Annotated in this window: 15 protein-coding genes and 1 pseudogene; 12 read left to right on the top strand and 4 right to left on the bottom strand. The window is 68.0% G+C overall.

Annotated elements, in window-relative coordinates:
- Positions 1-251: 251 nt before the first annotated feature.
- The gene (locus ACFWU6_RS15865; protein WP_383981470.1) at positions 252-611 is read right to left on the bottom strand and encodes a hypothetical protein; all 360 of its coding nucleotides are present in this window, start codon (positions 609-611) and stop codon (positions 252-254) included.
- Between the two features lie 782 nt (positions 612-1,393).
- Here ACFWU6_RS15865 and ACFWU6_RS15870 point away from each other — a divergent pair.
- The 6 genes from ACFWU6_RS15870 (at position 1,394) to ACFWU6_RS15895 (ending at position 7,944) form a co-directional block, all read left to right on the top strand.
- Positions 1,394-1,924, top strand: a complete 531-nt coding sequence (locus ACFWU6_RS15870; protein WP_383981472.1) for a hypothetical protein — start codon at positions 1,394-1,396, stop codon at positions 1,922-1,924.
- A gap of 51 nt (positions 1,925-1,975) precedes the next feature.
- On the top strand, positions 1,976-4,693 hold the full coding sequence (locus ACFWU6_RS15875) for a Helicase associated domain protein (protein WP_383981474.1): 2,718 nt from the start codon (positions 1,976-1,978) through the stop codon (positions 4,691-4,693).
- 35 nt (positions 4,694-4,728) lie between these two features.
- Positions 4,729-5,358 (top strand): hypothetical protein, encoded by a 630-nt coding sequence (locus ACFWU6_RS15880; RefSeq protein ID WP_383981475.1) that lies wholly within the window; start codon positions 4,729-4,731, stop codon positions 5,356-5,358.
- Positions 5,359-5,469: 111 nt separating this feature from the next.
- Positions 5,470-6,384: a hypothetical protein gene (locus ACFWU6_RS15885; protein ID WP_383981477.1), complete on the top strand. Its 915-nt coding sequence runs from the start codon at positions 5,470-5,472 to the stop codon at positions 6,382-6,384.
- 54 nt (positions 6,385-6,438) lie between these two features.
- Positions 6,439-6,660, top strand: coding sequence for a hypothetical protein (locus ACFWU6_RS15890; protein ID WP_383981479.1), 222 nt, complete (start codon positions 6,439-6,441; stop codon positions 6,658-6,660).
- 162 nt (positions 6,661-6,822) lie between these two features.
- The gene (locus ACFWU6_RS15895) at positions 6,823-7,944 is read left to right on the top strand and encodes an IS630 family transposase (protein WP_383981481.1); all 1,122 of its coding nucleotides are present in this window, start codon (positions 6,823-6,825) and stop codon (positions 7,942-7,944) included.
- Positions 7,945-7,959: 15 nt separating this feature from the next.
- Here the strand turns inward: ACFWU6_RS15895 and ACFWU6_RS15900 are convergent, their stop codons facing one another.
- On the bottom strand, positions 7,960-8,547 hold the full coding sequence (locus tag ACFWU6_RS15900; RefSeq protein WP_383981483.1) for a GNAT family N-acetyltransferase: 588 nt from the start codon (positions 8,545-8,547) through the stop codon (positions 7,960-7,962).
- 428 nt (positions 8,548-8,975) lie between these two features.
- Positions 8,976-9,533 (bottom strand): hypothetical protein, encoded by a 558-nt coding sequence (locus ACFWU6_RS15905; RefSeq protein ID WP_383981485.1) that lies wholly within the window; start codon positions 9,531-9,533, stop codon positions 8,976-8,978.
- Positions 9,534-9,899: 366 nt separating this feature from the next.
- Between ACFWU6_RS15905 and ACFWU6_RS15910 the strand changes: the two genes are divergently transcribed.
- Positions 9,900-10,637 carry a hypothetical protein gene (locus ACFWU6_RS15910; protein ID WP_383981487.1) on the top strand — a complete coding sequence of 246 codons (738 nt, stop codon included), beginning with the start codon at positions 9,900-9,902 and terminating at the stop codon, positions 10,635-10,637.
- A gap of 368 nt (positions 10,638-11,005) precedes the next feature.
- Here the strand turns inward: ACFWU6_RS15910 and ACFWU6_RS15915 are convergent, their stop codons facing one another.
- Positions 11,006-12,121: a hypothetical protein gene (locus tag ACFWU6_RS15915; RefSeq protein ID WP_383981489.1), complete on the bottom strand. Its 1,116-nt coding sequence runs from the start codon at positions 12,119-12,121 to the stop codon at positions 11,006-11,008.
- A 226-nt stretch (positions 12,122-12,347) separates the two neighbouring features.
- Here ACFWU6_RS15915 and ACFWU6_RS15920 point away from each other — a divergent pair, with 226 nt between their 5' ends.
- From ACFWU6_RS15920 to ACFWU6_RS15940, 5 genes and pseudogenes are all read left to right on the top strand, one after another.
- Positions 12,348-13,346: a DUF6192 family protein gene (locus ACFWU6_RS15920; protein WP_383981491.1), complete on the top strand. Its 999-nt coding sequence runs from the start codon at positions 12,348-12,350 to the stop codon at positions 13,344-13,346.
- A gap of 1 nt (position 13,347) precedes the next feature.
- Positions 13,348-13,776, top strand: coding sequence for a hypothetical protein (locus ACFWU6_RS15925; protein WP_383981493.1), 429 nt, complete (start codon positions 13,348-13,350; stop codon positions 13,774-13,776).
- Positions 13,777-13,810: 34 nt separating this feature from the next.
- Positions 13,811-14,011, top strand: a pseudogene (locus ACFWU6_RS15930) (transposase); the annotation flags it as partial.
- Positions 14,012-14,087: 76 nt separating this feature from the next.
- Positions 14,088-15,158 (top strand): tyrosine-type recombinase/integrase, encoded by a 1,071-nt coding sequence (locus tag ACFWU6_RS15935; RefSeq protein ID WP_383981495.1) that lies wholly within the window; start codon positions 14,088-14,090, stop codon positions 15,156-15,158.
- Positions 15,155-17,494 (top strand): tyrosine-type recombinase/integrase, encoded by a 2,340-nt coding sequence (locus ACFWU6_RS15940; protein WP_383981497.1) that lies wholly within the window; start codon positions 15,155-15,157, stop codon positions 17,492-17,494. The genes ACFWU6_RS15935 and ACFWU6_RS15940 overlap by 4 nt, the downstream gene beginning before the upstream one ends.
- The last annotated feature ends 5 nt before the right edge of the window (positions 17,495-17,499 follow it).

Consider the following 17,499-nt stretch of genomic DNA (forward strand, 5'->3'; position numbering starts at 1 on the left):
GGGTACCACAGCGCTGCGCGCTGTGCAAGGGAAGCCCTGCGCTGCGCTCCGGGCGCCCCACCCTTCGGGTGGGGCCGGCCTTCGCTGCGCTTCGGCCTGGTGTGGGTTCGCTGCGCTCTCCCACACTCCCTCGGTCATCCCCTGCGCTGCGCTTCGGGGTTGACCGAGGGTCACCGGCCGCGCTGCGCGCGGTCGGTGAAGGCCTTTCGCTGCGCTCCAGGCTGGGCCCGCTTCGCGGGCGGCTGGCTAGGTCAGGGGGTGTTCCCCGGGTGCGGCAACGGTGTCCATGGTTCAGGCGGATAGGACTCCTTGGGCCTGGGGTCCGTGACTGCCACGAGTTCAGCCATCCGGAAGAGCTTGGCCCAGTAAGTCGGGCTGTCATCCGGCCTCAGGACAGGCAGGATCTGCTCAAGTTGCGACCCACGCCAGTGCAGGATCCTGTAACGCCATTCATCGAGAGTGCCGCCATTGCCCAACCAGGTATGGACACAGCCGGCGATGTCCGCATCGACCAGCACCAGGTCGAAGCCCGCCCTGTCCGCACCGGCAAGACCAGGAGGGAAAGGAAGCGCAGCGTGCGCCTCGTACAGCGCTGCCACAACAGCTATCACATCAGAATCATTCATCACCCCCAAGACCACCCGGGTCCTACAAAGGTTGTACGGGGCGATATCGGGAGCCCGCTCTCGGTCATCCCCTGCGCTTCGGGGTTGACCGAAAGTCACCGGCCGCGCTGCGCGCGGCCGGTGAGGGCCGCCTTCCGCTGCGCTGCAGGCGGGGCCCGGTCCGCTGCGTTTCCCGGACCCTGGGCCCGTTTTGCGGGCGGCCGGCTACAGGGAGGGGGCCGGTCATGTTGCTGCTGTGGGGTGGGGGGCGTCAACCACTCCAGGTGGTCCAACGGGCATGGGGCGGCTCGCACTGTCCGGACTCGATTGCCGCTTGGTACGCCTCCTTCACGTTCACCGGCTCCCCAGCGCTGCTGTAGGCGAAAACACAATCCGGGTAGACCGGCTGCAACCCATACCAGCAGGTGGTTATCAGGAGGGTCAGCACAAATGCAGCAAAGGGGTACCTCCACGTGAGAGGACCTGAGAGAGGACGGATCACACCGGAAATCGTACGGCCGAAACCTCCCTCTCCCGCCCCCATGGGGCCTTCCCATCGATGAGCCTTCCGTGGCACTCCCCATCGTTGACGTCCCGGCTGGGATCGCCGTGCTCTCCCGTCTTGGGCGGGGCTTGGCCGTACGGCGGGGGTGGGGCCGCTCGTTCATGTCAGGTTCAGCTGTGGCGACTGCATCGGTTAGATGCAGCATGTACCGTTGGCGGAAACACCGGACATCCACAGACCGTCTCGGCAGCAAAGCGGTTTTCTCTGAAAAGGACCAGTGGGCATGCGGAATGCTTACGACGTGGCGCGGGATTCGGTTCGGCGCCAGGGGGACGGTCTGGCCGGGGGTGTGGTTGCGGAGCGGGTCGCGGAGGCGGAGGTCAGGGAGCGGGAGGCGGAACGGGCCCTGGCCGGCGGGGCGTTCTTCGGTTGCGGGTCGGATCCGGAGCGGCTGGCCGCGGTCTGGGCGGCGAAGCACCGCGAGTGGCGGCGCGTCGGGCTCCTGATGGAGGCCTCCGGGTGGGACGCGTACGAGCCGGAGCGGGATGTTCAAGGCTCAGATTGGGCGCGGGAGCGTGATGAACGGCGGCAGGGGGTCCTCTCCGCGCATGCTGCGCAGCTGGCGCGGCGGCAGGACGAACGGGACGAGCTGCGGGCGGAGCTGTGGCTGTCCGCGGGCCCCGGCCGGCTGATCCGGGCGGCGGCCGCTCGGGCAGGGCTACGGCCCGTCGAGGTCCTGGCGCAGCTCGCCGAGCGGGTCGTGGTCGGCGAGGACGGCACGGTGTCCGTGCCGCCGTTCTCGCCGTCGTTATGACCTGCGGCCGCCTGAAAACCCGCCGGAATTAGTGATCGGAAGGTCAGGAGAATGTCTGTGGTTCAGCTCAGGGAACACCAGGTCGTGCAGAAGTCGGCGTTCCGGAAATGGATTGGATTCTCTGCAAGATCATCTGTGCCCCCTCAGGGGGTGCGGGGCACGATCGTGTCCGCGACCGGCTCGGGGAAGACGATCATGGCCGCCGCGTCCGCGCTGGAGTGCTTCCCGGGCGGGCGGATCCTCGTCACCGTGCCGACCCTGGACCTCCTCGTGCAGACCGCGCAGGCCTGGCGCATCGTCGGCCACCGGGCGCCGATGGTCGCGGTCTGCTCCCTCGAGAACGACGCGGTCCTGGACCAGCTCAGGGTCCGTACGACCACCAACCCGATCCAGCTCGCCCTGTGGGCCGGAGCCGGGCCCGTCGTCGTGTTCGCCACGTACGCGTCCCTGGTGGACCGCGAGGACGTCGAGGCGCCCGTGGGGCAGCGGAAGGTGCGGGGGCCGGTGGAGGCCGCGCTGGCGGGCGGAGCGCGGCTGTACGGGCAGGTGATGGCCCCGTTCGACCTCGCTGTGGTGGACGAGGCGCACTCGACCGCGGGGGATCTGGGGCGGCCGTGGGCTGCGATCCACGACAACGCCCGGATCCCGGCCGCCTTCCGGCTCTACATGACCGCCACCCCGCGCATCCTCGCCGCCCCGCGGCCGCGGAAGGGCGCGGGCAGTCCTGAGCCGGTGATCGCGAGCATGGCCGACGATCCGGACGGCACCTACGGCGCCTGGCTCCCCGGCGCCGAGCTGGGGCTGTCGGAGGCGGTGGAGCGGGGAATCCTCGCCGGGTTCGAGATCGACGTCCTGGAGATTCGCGACCCCGACCCTGTGCTCGGGATCTCCGAGGACGGGCTGCGGGGCCGGCGCCTGGCCCTGCTGCAGGCCGCGCTCCTGGAACACGCCGCCCGGCACAACCTCAAGACCGTCATGACGTTCCACCAGCGGGTCGAGGAGGCCGCCGCGTTCGCGGCGAAGCTGCCCGAGACCGCGGCCAAGCTGTACGCCGCGGCGGGCACGGAAGGTGGGGTGGCCGCGGCGGCCATGGAGCAGGCAGCGGTCCTTCCCCGCTCCTCGATCGGCGCCGAGTTCTACGAGCTGGAGACCGGCCGGCACGTACCCCCGGACCGGGTCTGGGCGGCATGGCTGTGCGGGGACCACCTCGTCGCCGAGCGGCGGGAGGTACTCCGCCAGTTCGCCAACGGCATCAACGCGGCCGGCCGGCGGGTGCACCGGGCGTTCCTCGCGTCCGTACGCGTCCTCGGGGAAGGGGTCGACATCACCGGCGAGCGGGGAGTCGAGGCAATCTGCTTCGCCGACACCCGCGGATCGCAGGTCGAGATCGTGCAGAACATCGGCCGCGCGCTCCGCCCCAACCCGGACGGGACCACCAAGGTCGCCCGCATCATCGTCCCGGTCTTCCTCGAGGCCGGGGAGGACCCGACCGATATGGTCGCCTCAGCGTCGTTCGCACCCCTGGTAGCCGTGCTCCAAGGCCTGCGCTCGCACGACGCCCGCCTCGTCGAGCAACTCGCATCCCGCGCGCTCACCCGCGGACAGTACGAGCGGCAGGTCCACGTCCGCCGCGACGAGGACGGCCGGATCACCAGCGCCAGCACCGCGGCCGGCGCCGGGGAGGACGCCGAGGACCAGGAGCAGGGCGGTACCGGCGACGCGGGCGTCGAGTCGGCGCTGCTGCACTTCTCCAGCCCGCGCGACCCCGCCACGATCGCGGCGTTCCTGCGGACCCGCGTCTACCGGCCGGAGTCCCTGGTCTGGCTGGAGGGCTACCAGGCCCTGCTGCGGTGGCGGGCCGAGCACGGGATCACCGGCCTGCACGCCGTGCCCTATGACGTCGAGACCCCGGTCGGGGTCACCAAGGACTTTCCGCTCGGGCGATGGGTCCACCAGCAGCGGAAAGCCCTACGGGCCGGGGAACTGGAGGAGCGGCGCAAGACCCTGCTGGACGCCCCGGAGGCCGGGATGGTCTGGGAACCGGGCGATGAGGCGTGGGAGACCAAGCTCGCCGGCCTCCGCTCGTACCGGCGGGCCACCGGGCACCTCGCACCCCGGCAGGACGCCGTCTGGGGCGAGGACGACGAGATGGTGCCCGTCGGGCAGTACATGGCCAACCTGCGCAGGAAGGGCGCCAAGAACGGCCTGGGCAAGGACCCGGACCGGGCCGAGGAACGCGCGGCGCAGCTGGCCGCGATCGACGAGGACTGGGACTGCCCGTGGCCCCTGGACTGGCAGCGGCAGTACCGCGTCCTGGCCGACCTGGTCGACGCCGACGGGCAGCTCCCCGACATCGCACCCGGCGTGCTGATGGACGGCGACGACATCGGCAAATGGCTCCAGCAGCAGAAGCAGCCGGCCACCTGGGCGCGGCTCCTGCCCGAACAGCAGGAACGCCTGACCGCGCTGGGCATCGAGCCCGACAAGGCGCCCTCTCCCGCCCCCACAGCCAGCCGCGGGGCGAAGGTCCCGAGCAAGGCACAGCAGGCGTTCCAGCGGGGCCTTCAGGCCCTCACGCAATGGGTGGAACGGGAAGGAGCCCACCGGCCCGTGCCACGCGGCCACGGCGAGGAGATCCCGGTCGAGGGGGAGACGGAGCCGGTCATTGTGAAGCTGGGCGTGTGGGTCTCCAACACCAAGACCCGCCGCCACAAACTCACCCAGGACCAGCTGGACGCACTGCGGCAACTGGGCGTGGACTGGGCCTGACGTGGTTCGTCAGTGCTCGCCCTTACCGTGCTGCCATGGAAATGGGAGATGCAGCAGGGTGGGTCGGGGGTGCGGCCGGCATAGCCGCGCTGGTGTACGCGCAGCTCGCGCACAGACAGGCGAGTAGGGCGAACGAGCTTGCCCAGGCGGCGAACGTCCAGAGCAGCGCATCCACGAGGCTGGCGGAGCAGGCGAATCAGCTCGCTGAGGAAGCCAATGTGTACGCGCGGCGTGGAGAGGCACGGGATGTCGAGCGGGACGATGTGCGGTGGGAGGGCGATTGGGTCGAACCGGGTCGCTACGGGTTGGTGCAGCAGGGCGAGGCCACAGCTCATGATGTCGTGGCCATCGTCAGCGTGGACGGTTCCGAGGTCTCGGTTCGCAGTCCCCGGGTGGCCAGAGGTGAGACCTTGATATTTGAGTTCCCGGCGGCGGCCGCCGCCTATTCCGCGGAGCGCGCCTCGTGGGATGAGGCAGTGGCTGAGGCTGCGCGGCCGCGTGGGGCTTCCTGGCCTCCGCTCCCGGCCTTCGTGGCTCAGCCAGACCCGTTGCGGATGGGTTTCTACGACCACAGCATCAGCGAGCGCGTCGACTGGGCTACAGCCCAGGGTGCCCACAAGGTGCACGAGTCCGAGCAGAAGTTCGCCTCTCTGGGCCCCCACTGAGGCTTGTGCGGGCCGTCGACCGTGATCGGACAAACGACTGCGCGGGCAGCCGCTTGTCTTGAAGAATGTCCCCCCGTGTACGTGTCTGCACTGCGGTGTGGAGGGAGGGCGATGCGGCCCGAGGAGACCCTGGACATCAAGCTGGCCTTCGCAGGTTGGTTCGCCGGAAGGCCGGCCGCGGAGCTGGCGGAGATGGAAGCCGAGGCTTACGCGAAGCAGGGGTTCAGCAACTCGCCGCAAGACGAGCTGGACAGTCTGCGTATCGCACAGAACTACTGGGTGGCTCCGGACATGGTCCGCATCGTGGAAGCGGCACAGGAAACTCTGCCTGACGAAGACGTTCTCCTTGAGGAGCCACCCTCGAGCCATGGATTCCTCGTCCTTGCTGAGCCTTTCACGATTCGGTGCGCCGATCTGGCGTGTGTGGATGACCACCCATTCAGTGGCTTGCGGTGGCGTCCCGTCCATCGAGTCCTGCCAGCCAACAAGTGGGCGGAGGAGCAGCATGATGACGGAATCCTGATCCAGTGGATCGGGCCCGTCGGTAGCGAGGAGGAACGCCAGTTCTTCGGATCGCCTGTCGCGCCGGTGGGTAACGGGATGTTCATGCCCGCGGGCCGCCCTCTCCAGATGGCACAGTCGGTAGAAATCGGCGCCATGAGTCCCGAGTCTGCTGTTCTGTGCCGATACGCCCGCACCATGTGGACCCTGATGCAGCAGCCGCTGGTGGCCGTTGGTGAACTGGAAGCGGACCGTCCTCAGCGGAGGCGACTCCAGCGGGCAGGACAGATTCCCGCTGCTCCCGTGGCTGTCGTCACCCTGCGGCGCAAGACCGCAGCGGGCGGGAACAACGACGAGGCCCAGGAGGTCGAGTGGTCTCACCGCTGGGTTGTCCGGGGACACTGGCGGCGTCAATGGCACCCACGCCTACAAGCCCACCGCCCCATCTGGATTAACGAGCACGTCAAAGGACCGGACGACAAGCCGTTGCTCGTACGCGAGAAAGTGATCACTTGGCGGCGTTAGGCGGATCAGTCAGGCTGCGGCTTACGTCCGGTCGGCCGGGGTGGAGGGAGCGGTATGCCGAAGATGACGGGTGGGCCGGCGAGGGGGATCGGGGCCGGAATGACCACAGTCGGCAAGGACGACATCAAGCACATGACGCCGAAACAGCGGGCCCGTTACCGACGGGAGGGCTTTTCCTGGTCGGACATCAAGAAGATCGACCAGGCGATCGGCAGGGGCGAGAAGTCAGTGACGTTGGCTTCGGCAACGCGCACGGTGACGATCACGTTCAGGTAGGGCGGACTGGCCCCCGCGCGCCAGGAGGTCCCCCTAAGGCCGCTCGCCATGCGCTTCCCGCGCGGCCCATGCGGGGTGCCTAGTGCTGTGACCGGAAAAGTTCGCCGGGTTGCTCCTGGCGCTGGTTGGAAATGAGTTCTCCCATCAGCGTGGGGAGGCGGGATGGCGAAACCGGTCCGGGTTCGCGGGCTGACTGAGCAGGAGGGGCAGAAACTCCAGCACATCGTCAGGCGGGGCAGTACGAGTTCGGTGCGGTTTCGGCGGGCGATGATGCTGCTGGCCTCGGCCGGCGGAAGCACGGTCCCGGTGATAGCTCGGCTGGTCCAGGCGGACGAGGACACCGTCCGCGACGTGATCCACAAGTTCAACGAGATCGGGCTCGCATGCCTGGACCCTCGCTGGGCGGGCGGCCGTCCCCGCCTTCTCGATCGTGACGACGAGGACTTCGTCGTCCAGACGGCCACCACCCGCCCAACCGTGCTGGGCAAGCCGTTCACCCAATGGTCGATCCGAAAGCTCGCCGATCACCTGCGGCGCAACCGTGCCCGCCCCATCCTGCTCGGACGGGAGGCCCTGCGGTGCTTACTCACTCGCCGCGGGATCTCCTTCCAGCGTACGAAAACCTGGAAGGAGTCCCCGGATCCGAACTTCGACGCCAAGCTGACCCGAATCGAGTACGCGATAAACGAGCGGCCGGACCGCACCTTCGCCTTCGACGAGTTCGGCCCGCTGGGCATCCGGCCGACGGCCGGCTCCTGCTGGGCCGAGAAGACGCAGCCGAACCGTCTGCCGGCCACCTACCGGCGGACCCACGGAATCACCTACTTCCACGGCTGCTACTCCGTCGGCGACGATCGGATGTGGGGCACCAACCGGCGCCGCAAAGGCATCGACCACACCTGGGCCGCCCTGAGAACGATCCGCGAGGCCCGCCCGGACGGCGCCCCGATCTACGTGATTCTGGACAACCTATCCGCCCACTTGAACTGGCGAATCCGCAGTTGGGCGGCCCGCAACAGGGTCGAACTGTGCTTCACCCCGACCTACGCGTCCTGGGCCAACCCCATCGAGGCCCACTTCGGACCGCTCCGGCAGTTCACCCTGGCCAACTCAAGCCACCCCAACCACACAGTCCAGACGCGTGCCCTGCACGCCTACCTGCGCTGGCGGAACAAGAACGCCCGCCACCCCGACATCCTGGCCGCCCAACGACGCGAACGCGCGCGCATCCGCAGCGAGAGAGGCATCCGCTGGGGCGGCCGACCCCTCAACATCGTCGCCTGACCATCCGTCACAGGATCAGATGTCGCCGTGGACCAAGGCGTGCAGGTGCTCGTCGTGCCATCCGTCCTCGTGCAGCAAGGCGCTACGCATCGTGCCCTCGACGGTGAAGCCAGCCTTATCCGCTACTCGGCACGATGCCGAGTTGGCCACTGCGTGGCACAGCCGGAGACGGTGCAGACCAAGGTCTTCGAACGCCCAACGGCTGATGCGCTTCGTAGCCTCGGCCATGGCGCTGCGGCCACGTCCTGCGGGCAGCAGCCAGTACAGGATTTCGGCGCTGCCGCCTTGGAGGTCGATGTCACCCCAGCCGATCAAGCCCACGGCCTCACCACCATCGGGCCGCGCGATGGCCCATATCGCGCTCTGCTCTGTGTGCCAACGCTCGCGCATGCGCTCGATGCGCTCGCGTGCTTCCTCCTTCGTCGTCACGAAGAGCCGGTTCCACTGGCGAATGCCCGGTTCCTGAGCGGCTGCTACCAAAGCGTCTGCGTCGCTGACACGCCAGGGACGCAGCTCAAGACCACTGGGGAGGGCAAGCACGGGCTGTTCCATCTTGGCCATGTGGCCTGCGGGAACGACGGGCGGTATAGGTGAGGTGATCATCGCGGCATCGTGCCACAGCCCAACACCGGACAGAACTTTGAACCCGGTACCCGATCATCGACCCGGTGAACCTTCCCGGTCACAGCACTAGCCGGCAGGAGGCGGCCTGCCCCCGAGCCGTGTGCACGCCGCGGACTGCTGGGGACACCGGCCACTGCTGCGCCCTTGCCACCCCCGCTGGGGAAGCTGGGCGTGTGGGTCTCCAACGCCAAGACCCGAAGCGACAAGCTCGCCGCCCTCGCGAAGCTGGGTGTGGACTGGGCGTGACACGCCGCCTCGCTCGTCGTTGAGGTGGGAGGTCAGCGAAGTGGAGGCCCCGGGACGTCATGACCCCCGGGGCCTTCGTCTGGCCTTCTGGCACCGGACGGCGGTGCAACATGGGCTGCAGCACAGGTCCCCTGATGACTGTGGGCCCCTGGTTGTGCAGGTCAGGGGTGCAACACGGCTGGGGAGCGAGGCGGTGGGTGCTCCACTGTCCAGCGACGTTCAATGTTCTGACTGGGCGGAAATACGGGGTACTCCAAGATGTACTGAGGAGCAGAGTGCGTCTGCCCGTCCCACGGCTTGGGCTGACCCGGGCTGTTCGGCTCCCAATGCTTCCAGGGATCGTGCTCCGGGTGGTGGATCACGAACTGGTCAGCCACGTCGTACGCCACCTCCACGAGCGCGAAGCCGATGGCGCCTTCCGCGTGCATCAAGTGGTCCACCCGCTGTAACGTCCTGGCCGGCAGGACGAAACCCCTACCGTCCGATTCCTTGCCCGGCCACTCAGAGGCAACGATCGCGGCCAGCCCGTTGGACAGCGCCTGGTCGAAGATTCCCTCCCGGCCGGCCAGGGACGGAGCGAAGGGGTCATCCCCCGTCGGGGCAAGAACGGCCCAGGGGTCCTCGGGGTCAACGGCAACTGCGGCATCATGCCGCACCGCGTGCAACTCCGCGGCCAGTGCTACGGCACACCGGGCAAATTCTTCTCGCTGATCCCTCATGCAGAGCAGCGTGCCGTGCGGCACTATTCCAGGACAGGCATTTCTGCTCAGCCAGCGGCCGCGGCTGTGCCCCCACCGACCGGAGGCACGTCCGCGACGCTCACGTCCAGGCGCAGGCGCACGTGCCGCACCGGGTGCCGGTACAGGCTCCCCCGGTCGATCGCGACGTCGGCACTGATCTCCGCAACGAGGTCAGACCGAACAAGGACCGCGTCGAGGACATCGCGGCTCCCCCACGCCGAGGAGAATTTCACCCCGGTCCACGGATGCTCCGAACCGGCTGCGGTGAGGTGCTCGGCGACCTGCCTGCCGGTCTGTCAGGTAAGCCTGCCAGACCATTCCGGAATGCTTGGCAATGATTAGCTCATGCAGGATGAAACGAGTGAAGTGCCCTCGAATTCAGACGCGGGTGCGAGTAACCCGCCGCGCCGCCCGAAGACATGGGTCCGATGGCTTGAGATCGGCGCGGGCATTGCCACTATCGCCGGGCTTGTCGTGGCGGTTCTCCAGCTGACGGCGGACGCACCCAAGAGGCCGGATCGCACAGAAGTTCACCTCCTCCGCCCCTTCCGGAATGACGGAACGCTCCTTCCGCCGTACCAAGAAGACGGTCATGGAGCGGCCAAGTGCCAGAACAGTCGCGTGAGCAGTGATCCTGACGCACTGCGGTGCTTCTCCAACGAGGCAGTAAGGGATCCATGCTGGCCATTCGTCTACCCTGCATCAGGGCTCCCCCGTAGAGCAGCCTGTCTAGCTTCGCCATGGGCGAAAGAAGTGTGGATAGTTGACGATCCCACAATCGACCGCCAGCCCCGTCCAACCGACGTGTCCCCCAGCGAAGGGCATCCATGGGCGATCTCTCTCAAGTATCCGTCCGGGGGATCCCAGAGCTTCCGCTGCCTCTACAACGGGGGAGCCGCCGACATCATCGGCGGAGAGCGAAAGAACTACATCTGCAGGACTGCAGAGAACCCGGCAGCCGAGAAGACCGACGGCTACGCCGTCGGGCAAATCAACGCCGAAACAGACCTGTGGAAGATCAGCTATGCCCCGGAAGGAAGTAGCAACACCAACCAGGCAGACGTGATGGAGGTATGGCGGTGACGCTGACCCGGCCCACTGACAGGCGGCGTCCGATACTTGAGCCGGCCTGACACACACCAGTGCACGGCACGGAACCCGGGACTCCCCTGTCTCCAGGCTCCCGCTCCCGGGCAGGGACCGTAAATCGTTCGGTGTAACTCCTGATCAAGAAAGAGGCATCGATGACCAGCGACAGCATGATCCATGCCGGGGCTGTCGAGGCGGCTGCGCCACAGCCAGCGAAGGGGCGGGACAAGCTCACCGTCGAGCAGCTCGCCGCCCTCGCGGCGCTGGGCGTGGACTGGGCGCCGGAGCTGACCTCGGCGATCGGGCTCCGGATTCCCGTGCTTGCGTGTGATCCGGTCCGACACCCGGCGGCGCCGGGCCGGCTACATGCCGCTCGGGCTTTGGCGGTTTCCGGGGACACGAACGACAACTGCCCAGCGGTCTCGTTGCTCAGGGGCAGGAGCTTGGATGTGCTCGGTCCACATATTGTCTCGGATGTTGGCAAGCCAGTGGGGTTTCGGCGTCAGGTCCAGGACTGCGAGCATCCCCAGGGTGACTCCCGTCGCCTGGTAGGCGATGGTCTGCCCCAGATAGCTCTTGAGGTCTTCGCGGCTGGCCTTTCTCTTCTCGCGCTTGCATTCGATCACGATGTCGAATCCCGGAAGCCGTACGACGATGTCGGCCCGGCCGCCGCTGCGGTCGATGGCTTCCATCTGGACGTCGAAGCCTGCTGCGTCCAGGAAGTCGTGTAGGTCTTCCTGCAGCTCGACCTCATGAGGAAGCGTCTCGCCAGGGGCGGGGGCGAAGAGGTAGGCGGTCTTCTTTGTGTGCTTGTCGCGGCCGCGGTTCGTCCTGTTGGCAAGGAAGCGCACGGTTGAGGTGAGCAGGGGGACGAAGTGTCGGCGGATGGCGGGGGCCTGGTAGTCCGGGCAGTCTTTCAAACTCGCGACGACATCGTTGAACGTGTCCTGCTGAACCTGGGGCAAGGGAGCGAGAGCAAGTAGCTCACCGCTGTCCAGCTGGTCCTGGAGACGGCCGAGTACCGCAGAGGGCAGGGCGGTGAGGAGCTGCTCACCAAGCGCGGCGGCCAGCCCCAGGGTGGCCGCCGGGCCGTCTTTTCCCGGGCCGTCCCCGGGTGGCCCCGCGTACTGAGTGAGTGTTTGAGATCTCTGGTCAGGTGGTCGATACGGCTCGACGATGGGGCTCGTGACGTCCGGTGGATCGGCCCGGCGGTACTGCCGGGAGTGTGGTGTTCCGCTGTCGGCGACGAAGTCGCCGACAGCGGTGTTTTGCTCGGATAGGTGCAGGTCCAGGCGGTGGAGGGTGCTGGAGCAGGCCCGGCGGCGGGTTGCTGCGATGCAGCGTGGGGACCATGCTGTCTGTCCTGTTTGTGGCCGGGGATGGACGGCGGGGGTCGAGCGGCGGCAGTCTGCGGTGTTCTGTTCGCCCCGATGCCGCACGAGGGCCTGGCGGGAGAAGGCGTCACCGGATGACGTCACGGTGACGCCATAGCCGAACGCCTCACATGTCCCCGTTTGGCACGGCTGAATCTGCTGTTCCGCAGAGGTGGTGAGGCCCGGGTTCCGGGCGCCTCGCACGCCCCCGGTCTGCGCCTGCCGCCGTTGGTCATGGACGCTTCATTCTGGTCCTGACCTGGGCTGGAATCCCGTGTTGGTCACCGTCTGGTGGCCGATCCAGCCCGGGAGCAAGGGGCGGTGAAAGTCCATGTCAGAACGAGTCGGGAACGTCACCCGGTCGCGTTACGAGCAGATCGTCGCCGAGGCCCGCGAGCTGGTCGCGCAGATTGCGCGGGCCCAGTTCGCCCTGGGCGACAAGGCCTTGGAGATCGAGCCGATGAGGCCGGTGGGCGGATCGATGCCGAACGGGACCGATGACCTTTTCACGGTCGAGGAGTCGTTGGCCATGTTCGCGGACGACATCGGGGTCGCGGCCTCGACGGTGAAGGACTGGCGGTGGGTCGCCTCCCGTTGGCCGAAGGGCAAGCGCAAGGACGGCGTCGCGTTCAGCGTTCACCGGGTTCTGGCCTCGATCAGCGAGGAAGACGAGCGGTGGGCCCAGATCGAGGACCCGCCGTTCAACCGGTCCGGGCAGCGGTGGTGGACCATCGACGGGGCGAAACGCCTGGTCGGGCAGCGCGTTGACCGTCCGGTCAGCGTGGAGGAGAAGGTCCAGGCGGTCACCGACCTGACCCGGGACGACGAGGTCGCGGCGAAGGTGGCGGCCGAACTGCTGCGCAGGCCGGCGGCCGCGGCCCAGGTCGCTCCGGCCGACCGGGTCCGGGTCGTCCAGGAACTGACCCGGGACGACGAGGTCGCCAAGTCGGTGACCACCGAACTTCTGCGCAGGCCGGCGGTCGCGCGGGAGACGATGCGGGACGACACCGCCCGTTTCCTGGTCAACCGGGCTCAGTTCGACAACTCCAACGAGGTCCGCGAGCGGGTCCGTGAACGTACCCCGGCGGTCCGCCAGATCGAGCACACCATCGAATACCTGGACCTGGTCGGATCGTGCCACCAGTACGTCGCCACCCTGGGCCGGCTGGTTCCGCGCATGCGTGACCAGCAGTTCACCGAGGACGAACGCGAGACCGTCCGCCGCGGCATCTCCAAAGTCAGGGCCGCGGCCGACTGGCTGGAGGCCGCACTGGACTCCGGCCAGTTCACCCTGGACGAGCAGCTCGCCCAGCTCCTGAGGGGCGAGTGAGATGCTGCCCGCCCGCCGCCGGATCCGCGGCGCGGCCACCCCGTTCAGCTCGCACTACGGCGACCTGGTCCGGGTTGCCTTGATGGAGGCCAGGCCCTCAGGTTTGCAGGCCCGGCAACTGGTGGCCGCCACCCGCCTCACTCCGTCGCAGGTTGCCCGCGGAGTGCGGCACTTGCGGGATGTCGGCGCGGCCGAACACCTCACTCCGATCATCTGGCGCCGCCGTGACGGATATCTCTTCTCCGATGAACCGGCGGACTGGATCGAATACGAGAAGCAGCAGTTCCGGCAGATCCTTGGCCGGCTCACCCGGATGATCACGGGGACTCTCGACCCGCACCTGGTCCGCTACCCCGACGACGAATGGGCCCAGGTCGCAGCCGCCCAGCTCACAGGGGTCAGGGCGACGCTGGCCCAGCTCGCGAAATAGCCCTCGCCCTTCCCGCTCTAGCCCGGGACCCGCCATGCCGCCGCCCCGCCGTCGTCGCTACCCCTCAGACACCACCGTCGCCGAGTGGGCGCTGATCGAACCTCTCCTGCCGGTGCCGGCCTGCCAGCTCAAGACCGGGGGCCGGCCGGAGAAGTGGCACCGCCGAGAGATCGTCGACGCGATCCGCTACGTCGTCGATAACGGCGTCAAGTGGCGGGCACTGCCGGCCGACTACCTATTAGTTACGTGGAATCACGCGCCGCGGGATGAAGTTCGTATCCTGCGGCGTCCCCACGTACTGAGGAGATCCGTTGGGCAACGCGTTGGTGCTGGAGGAGAAGTGGCCGGTCCTGGGCCGGCATGAGCGGGCGGCCGAGTGGCTGCGAGTGTGGACGGATCTGGGGCGGGCTCCTCGGACGATCGACGCGTACGCGCGGGGACTGGCCGAGTACCTGCTGGTCTGCGAGCGAGACGGGATCGACCCTGTTGCCGCGAAGCGTCTGCATGTGGCGGCGTTCGTGAAGGAGCTGAGCACGCGGCCGAGCCGACGAGGAGGCAACGTCGTCGTTTTGGACTCGGGGGCTGGCCTGGCGAATGCGACGCTGCAGCAGCGGCTGGTGCCGGTTCGGCTCTTCTACGACTACCTCATCGAGGAAGGTCTGCGGGAGTCGAACCCGGTCGGCCGCGGTCGCTACACGCCCAGCAGGAACTTCGGCGGCCACCAGCGCGGGCTGGTGCCCCGGCTTACAAAGCTGCCCTGGATTCCGGGCGAACAGCAGTGGCTCGACCTGCTGGCAGTCGCGCGGGAGGAGCCCGTACGCAACCGGGTCATGCTCGCTCTCGCCTATGACGCGGCCCTGCGGCGCGAAGAACTGTGCTCGCTGCGGACCGACGACCTTGACCCAGCCCACCGGACCCTTCGGATTCGGGCCGAGACGACGAAGACCCGGCGCGAGCGCGTCGTCCCCTACTCGGCGGCGACTGGCGTCCTGCTGTCCGACTACCTCACGCATCGGGCCACGATCAGCCGGGCCCGCGGGCCGCTGTTCTTGTCGGAGTCTCGCCGCAACCACGGCCAGCCGCTGACCCTGTGGACCTGGTCGAAGGTGATCCGGCGCGTGGCGCTCGCAGCCGACCTACCGCGGTTCGCGACCCACACCACTCGGCATCTATGCCTGACCGACTTGGCCAGGATGGGCTGGGAACTGCACGCCATCGCCTCCTTCGCTGGACATCGCAGCACCGAGTCGACGCTGACCTACATTCATCTCTCGGGCCGCGACCTGGCGGAGAAGCTGAACCGGGTTATGCAGCAGATCCATTCCTGGCGCGTGGACACGCTGACCCGAGGCGCCAATGCCACTGGGGCGGTCGCCGAGTGACCGCACAACCGCGCATGACGGGGCCGACAAGCAGTCCGACCTGGGCATCGTCCGTCGACCTTGCACGCTATGACCGTCGCGGCCTGCTCACCGAGGCCGAGGCGGACGCACTCCTGGCATTCAGTATCGATCGGCTCCGGCGCGACGGCCTCAACGTGGACGCGGTGCCTCTGCTGCCGATCGCGCGGTTGGTGCGGCCCTTGACGGATGCTCTCGCCAGCCTGCAGTGGCCGCCGGACGACCATCACCAGCGGCGGTTCGCTCGGGACGCGGCCGGGCTGGTGCTGATCCGTTGCGGCGAGCTTCGCCGGGCCTTCTGGCGCTGGTCGGCGGATGACTGGGTGGACCTGGTAGACACCAGCGGCGCCGACTTCCGACGCTCCTGGGGCGGGCAGATCGGCCCCAATGCCCGGCCGTTCGTGATCGCTCTTGCCTACCTGCTCGGCGAGTTCACCGCCTTCGATCGGCTCGGCCGCTTCCAGCGGCCGGCTCTGGCCAGCCGGGTGTTCGGGGCCGATCCCGTCGACGATGCCGTCCGGCGGATCTGCACGGTTCTGGCCGACTGGGGCTATCGTCGTGACACCGACAGGCTGGCTGCGGTGATCTGCCAGACGCTGCTGCTGAACCGCAGTCCGCTGCTGGAGGACCTGTCCACCGAGGCCCTGGCCGCGCTGCGCGTCCATCCGGCGATGAGCGGACAGTGGGGCAAGGACTTCTACGGCCTCCAACGGGCGATCGCGGCACTCGGCCACGCGGACCCCCCACCGTCACGGCACGAGGCCGGACCGGCCGCGATGGAGGGCGTCCCAGCTTCCTGGGCGGCTTCGGTCGAGCACTGGTATGCGACATCAACGCTGACTCCGAAGATCCGCAGCGGCTACCGCAGCGTGCTCGCCAAGATCGGTCGCTGGCTGGCCGCCGAACACTCCGAGATCACCGAGCCCGGCCAGTGGACCCGCCAGACGTGCGCGTCCTGGGTTGCAGCCGTGGACCGCATGACCGTCGGCGACTTTTCCCAGTGGACCTATGGCATGCGATCGCAGAACCGCCTGGGAAAACCGCTCACGCCGCAGACGAAGTCCGGCTATCTCAAAGTGCCGCGTGCTTTCTTCCGTGACCTGCACGAATGGGAACTGATCCCGCGCAGGTTCGACCCCGCCCATGCCCTGAGAACGCCACGAAGCGTCCGAGCCCTGATGGGCCCGGACCCGCGCGTGATCGCCGATGGCATCTGGGCCAAGCTGCTCTGGGCGGGACTGAACCTCGAGCCCGGCGACCTGCCGACCGCGGACGGCCGCACCTATCCGGTCGAGCTGATCCGGGCCATCACGCTGACCTGGCTGTTCGCTGGCCAGCGCAGTGACGAGATCGCCCGCCTCCGGGTGGGCTGTATCCGCTGGCAGTATGACGGCCTGCCCATCCCAGGCGATTCCGGCGAGGTTCTCGCTCGCGACGCCGTCTGCTTGCTGGACGTGCCGACCCACAAGACCGGCACGGCGTTCACCAAGCCCGTCGATCCACTCCTGGGCCAGGCCATCGAGGCGTGGCAGGCCTCCAGGCCCGCTCAGCCGCTGATGATCGACCGCAAGACAAACGAGTACGCCGACTTTTTGTTCGCCCACCGCGCCCGCCGGGTCGCAAAGCACTACATCAACACGGCGATCATCCCGATGCTCTGCCGCAAGGCCGGCGTCCCCAACTCCGATGTCCGCGGCAACATCACCAGCCACCGGGCCCGGTCCACGATCGCGAGCCAGCTCTACAACGCCAAGGAGCCTATGACCCTCTTCGAGCTGCAGGAATGGCTGGGCCACCGGACTCCCGAGGCGACCACGCACTACGCGAAGCTCACCCCGAACACCCTGGCCAGGGCCTACAACGACGCCGGCTACTTCGCCAGGAACGTACGCACCATCGAAGTCCTGGTCGACCGCGACGCGGTCACCTCCGGCGCCGCCGCCAGCGGCGAACCCTGGCAGTTCTACGACCTCGGTCACGGCTGGTGCACCTACACCTTCTTCGAGCAGTGCCAGCACCGCATGGCCTGCGCGCGCTGCGACTTCTACACTCCGAAGGAATCCAGCAAGGGCCAACTTCTAGAGGCGAAAGACAACCTGCAGAAGATGCTGGCCAGCATCCCTCTCACCGACGATGAACGCGCCGCCGTCGATGACGGGCAGGCCGCCCTTGACAAGCTCCTCGACCGACTCGCCGACGTTCCTACCCCCGCAGGGCCGACACCGAGCCAGATCGGCGCCCCCACGACTGCGACTCTGCTGCCGGTCATCGACCTCACCACCGGCGCACGATCGTGCCGACCCGGTGAGCCATGCTGAGGACC

It is taken from the genome of Streptomyces sp. NPDC058674 (assembly GCF_042716505.1).
Taxonomy (GTDB): domain Bacteria; phylum Actinomycetota; class Actinomycetes; order Streptomycetales; family Streptomycetaceae; genus Streptomyces.

Coding starts and splice junctions, on each gene's coding strand:
- ACFWU6_RS15920 (WP_383981491.1), top strand. CDS start 12,348: ATGTCAGAACGAGTCGGGAACGTCACCCGGTCGCGTTACGAGCAGATC.
- ACFWU6_RS15870 (WP_383981472.1), top strand. CDS start 1,394: ATGCGGAATGCTTACGACGTGGCGCGGGATTCGGTTCGGCGCCAGGGG.
- ACFWU6_RS15885 (WP_383981477.1), top strand. CDS start 5,470: ATGCGGCCCGAGGAGACCCTGGACATCAAGCTGGCCTTCGCAGGTTGG.
- ACFWU6_RS15890 (WP_383981479.1), top strand. CDS start 6,439: ATGCCGAAGATGACGGGTGGGCCGGCGAGGGGGATCGGGGCCGGAATG.
- ACFWU6_RS15895 (WP_383981481.1), top strand. CDS start 6,823: ATGGCGAAACCGGTCCGGGTTCGCGGGCTGACTGAGCAGGAGGGGCAG.
- ACFWU6_RS15900 (WP_383981483.1), bottom strand. CDS start 8,547: ATGATCACCTCACCTATACCGCCCGTCGTTCCCGCAGGCCACATGGCC.
- ACFWU6_RS15880 (WP_383981475.1), top strand. CDS start 4,729: ATGGAAATGGGAGATGCAGCAGGGTGGGTCGGGGGTGCGGCCGGCATA.
- ACFWU6_RS15905 (WP_383981485.1), bottom strand. CDS start 9,533: ATGAGGGATCAGCGAGAAGAATTTGCCCGGTGTGCCGTAGCACTGGCC.
- ACFWU6_RS15925 (WP_383981493.1), top strand. CDS start 13,348: ATGCTGCCCGCCCGCCGCCGGATCCGCGGCGCGGCCACCCCGTTCAGC.
- ACFWU6_RS15875 (WP_383981474.1), top strand. CDS start 1,976: ATGTCTGTGGTTCAGCTCAGGGAACACCAGGTCGTGCAGAAGTCGGCG.
- ACFWU6_RS15910 (WP_383981487.1), top strand. CDS start 9,900: ATGCAGGATGAAACGAGTGAAGTGCCCTCGAATTCAGACGCGGGTGCG.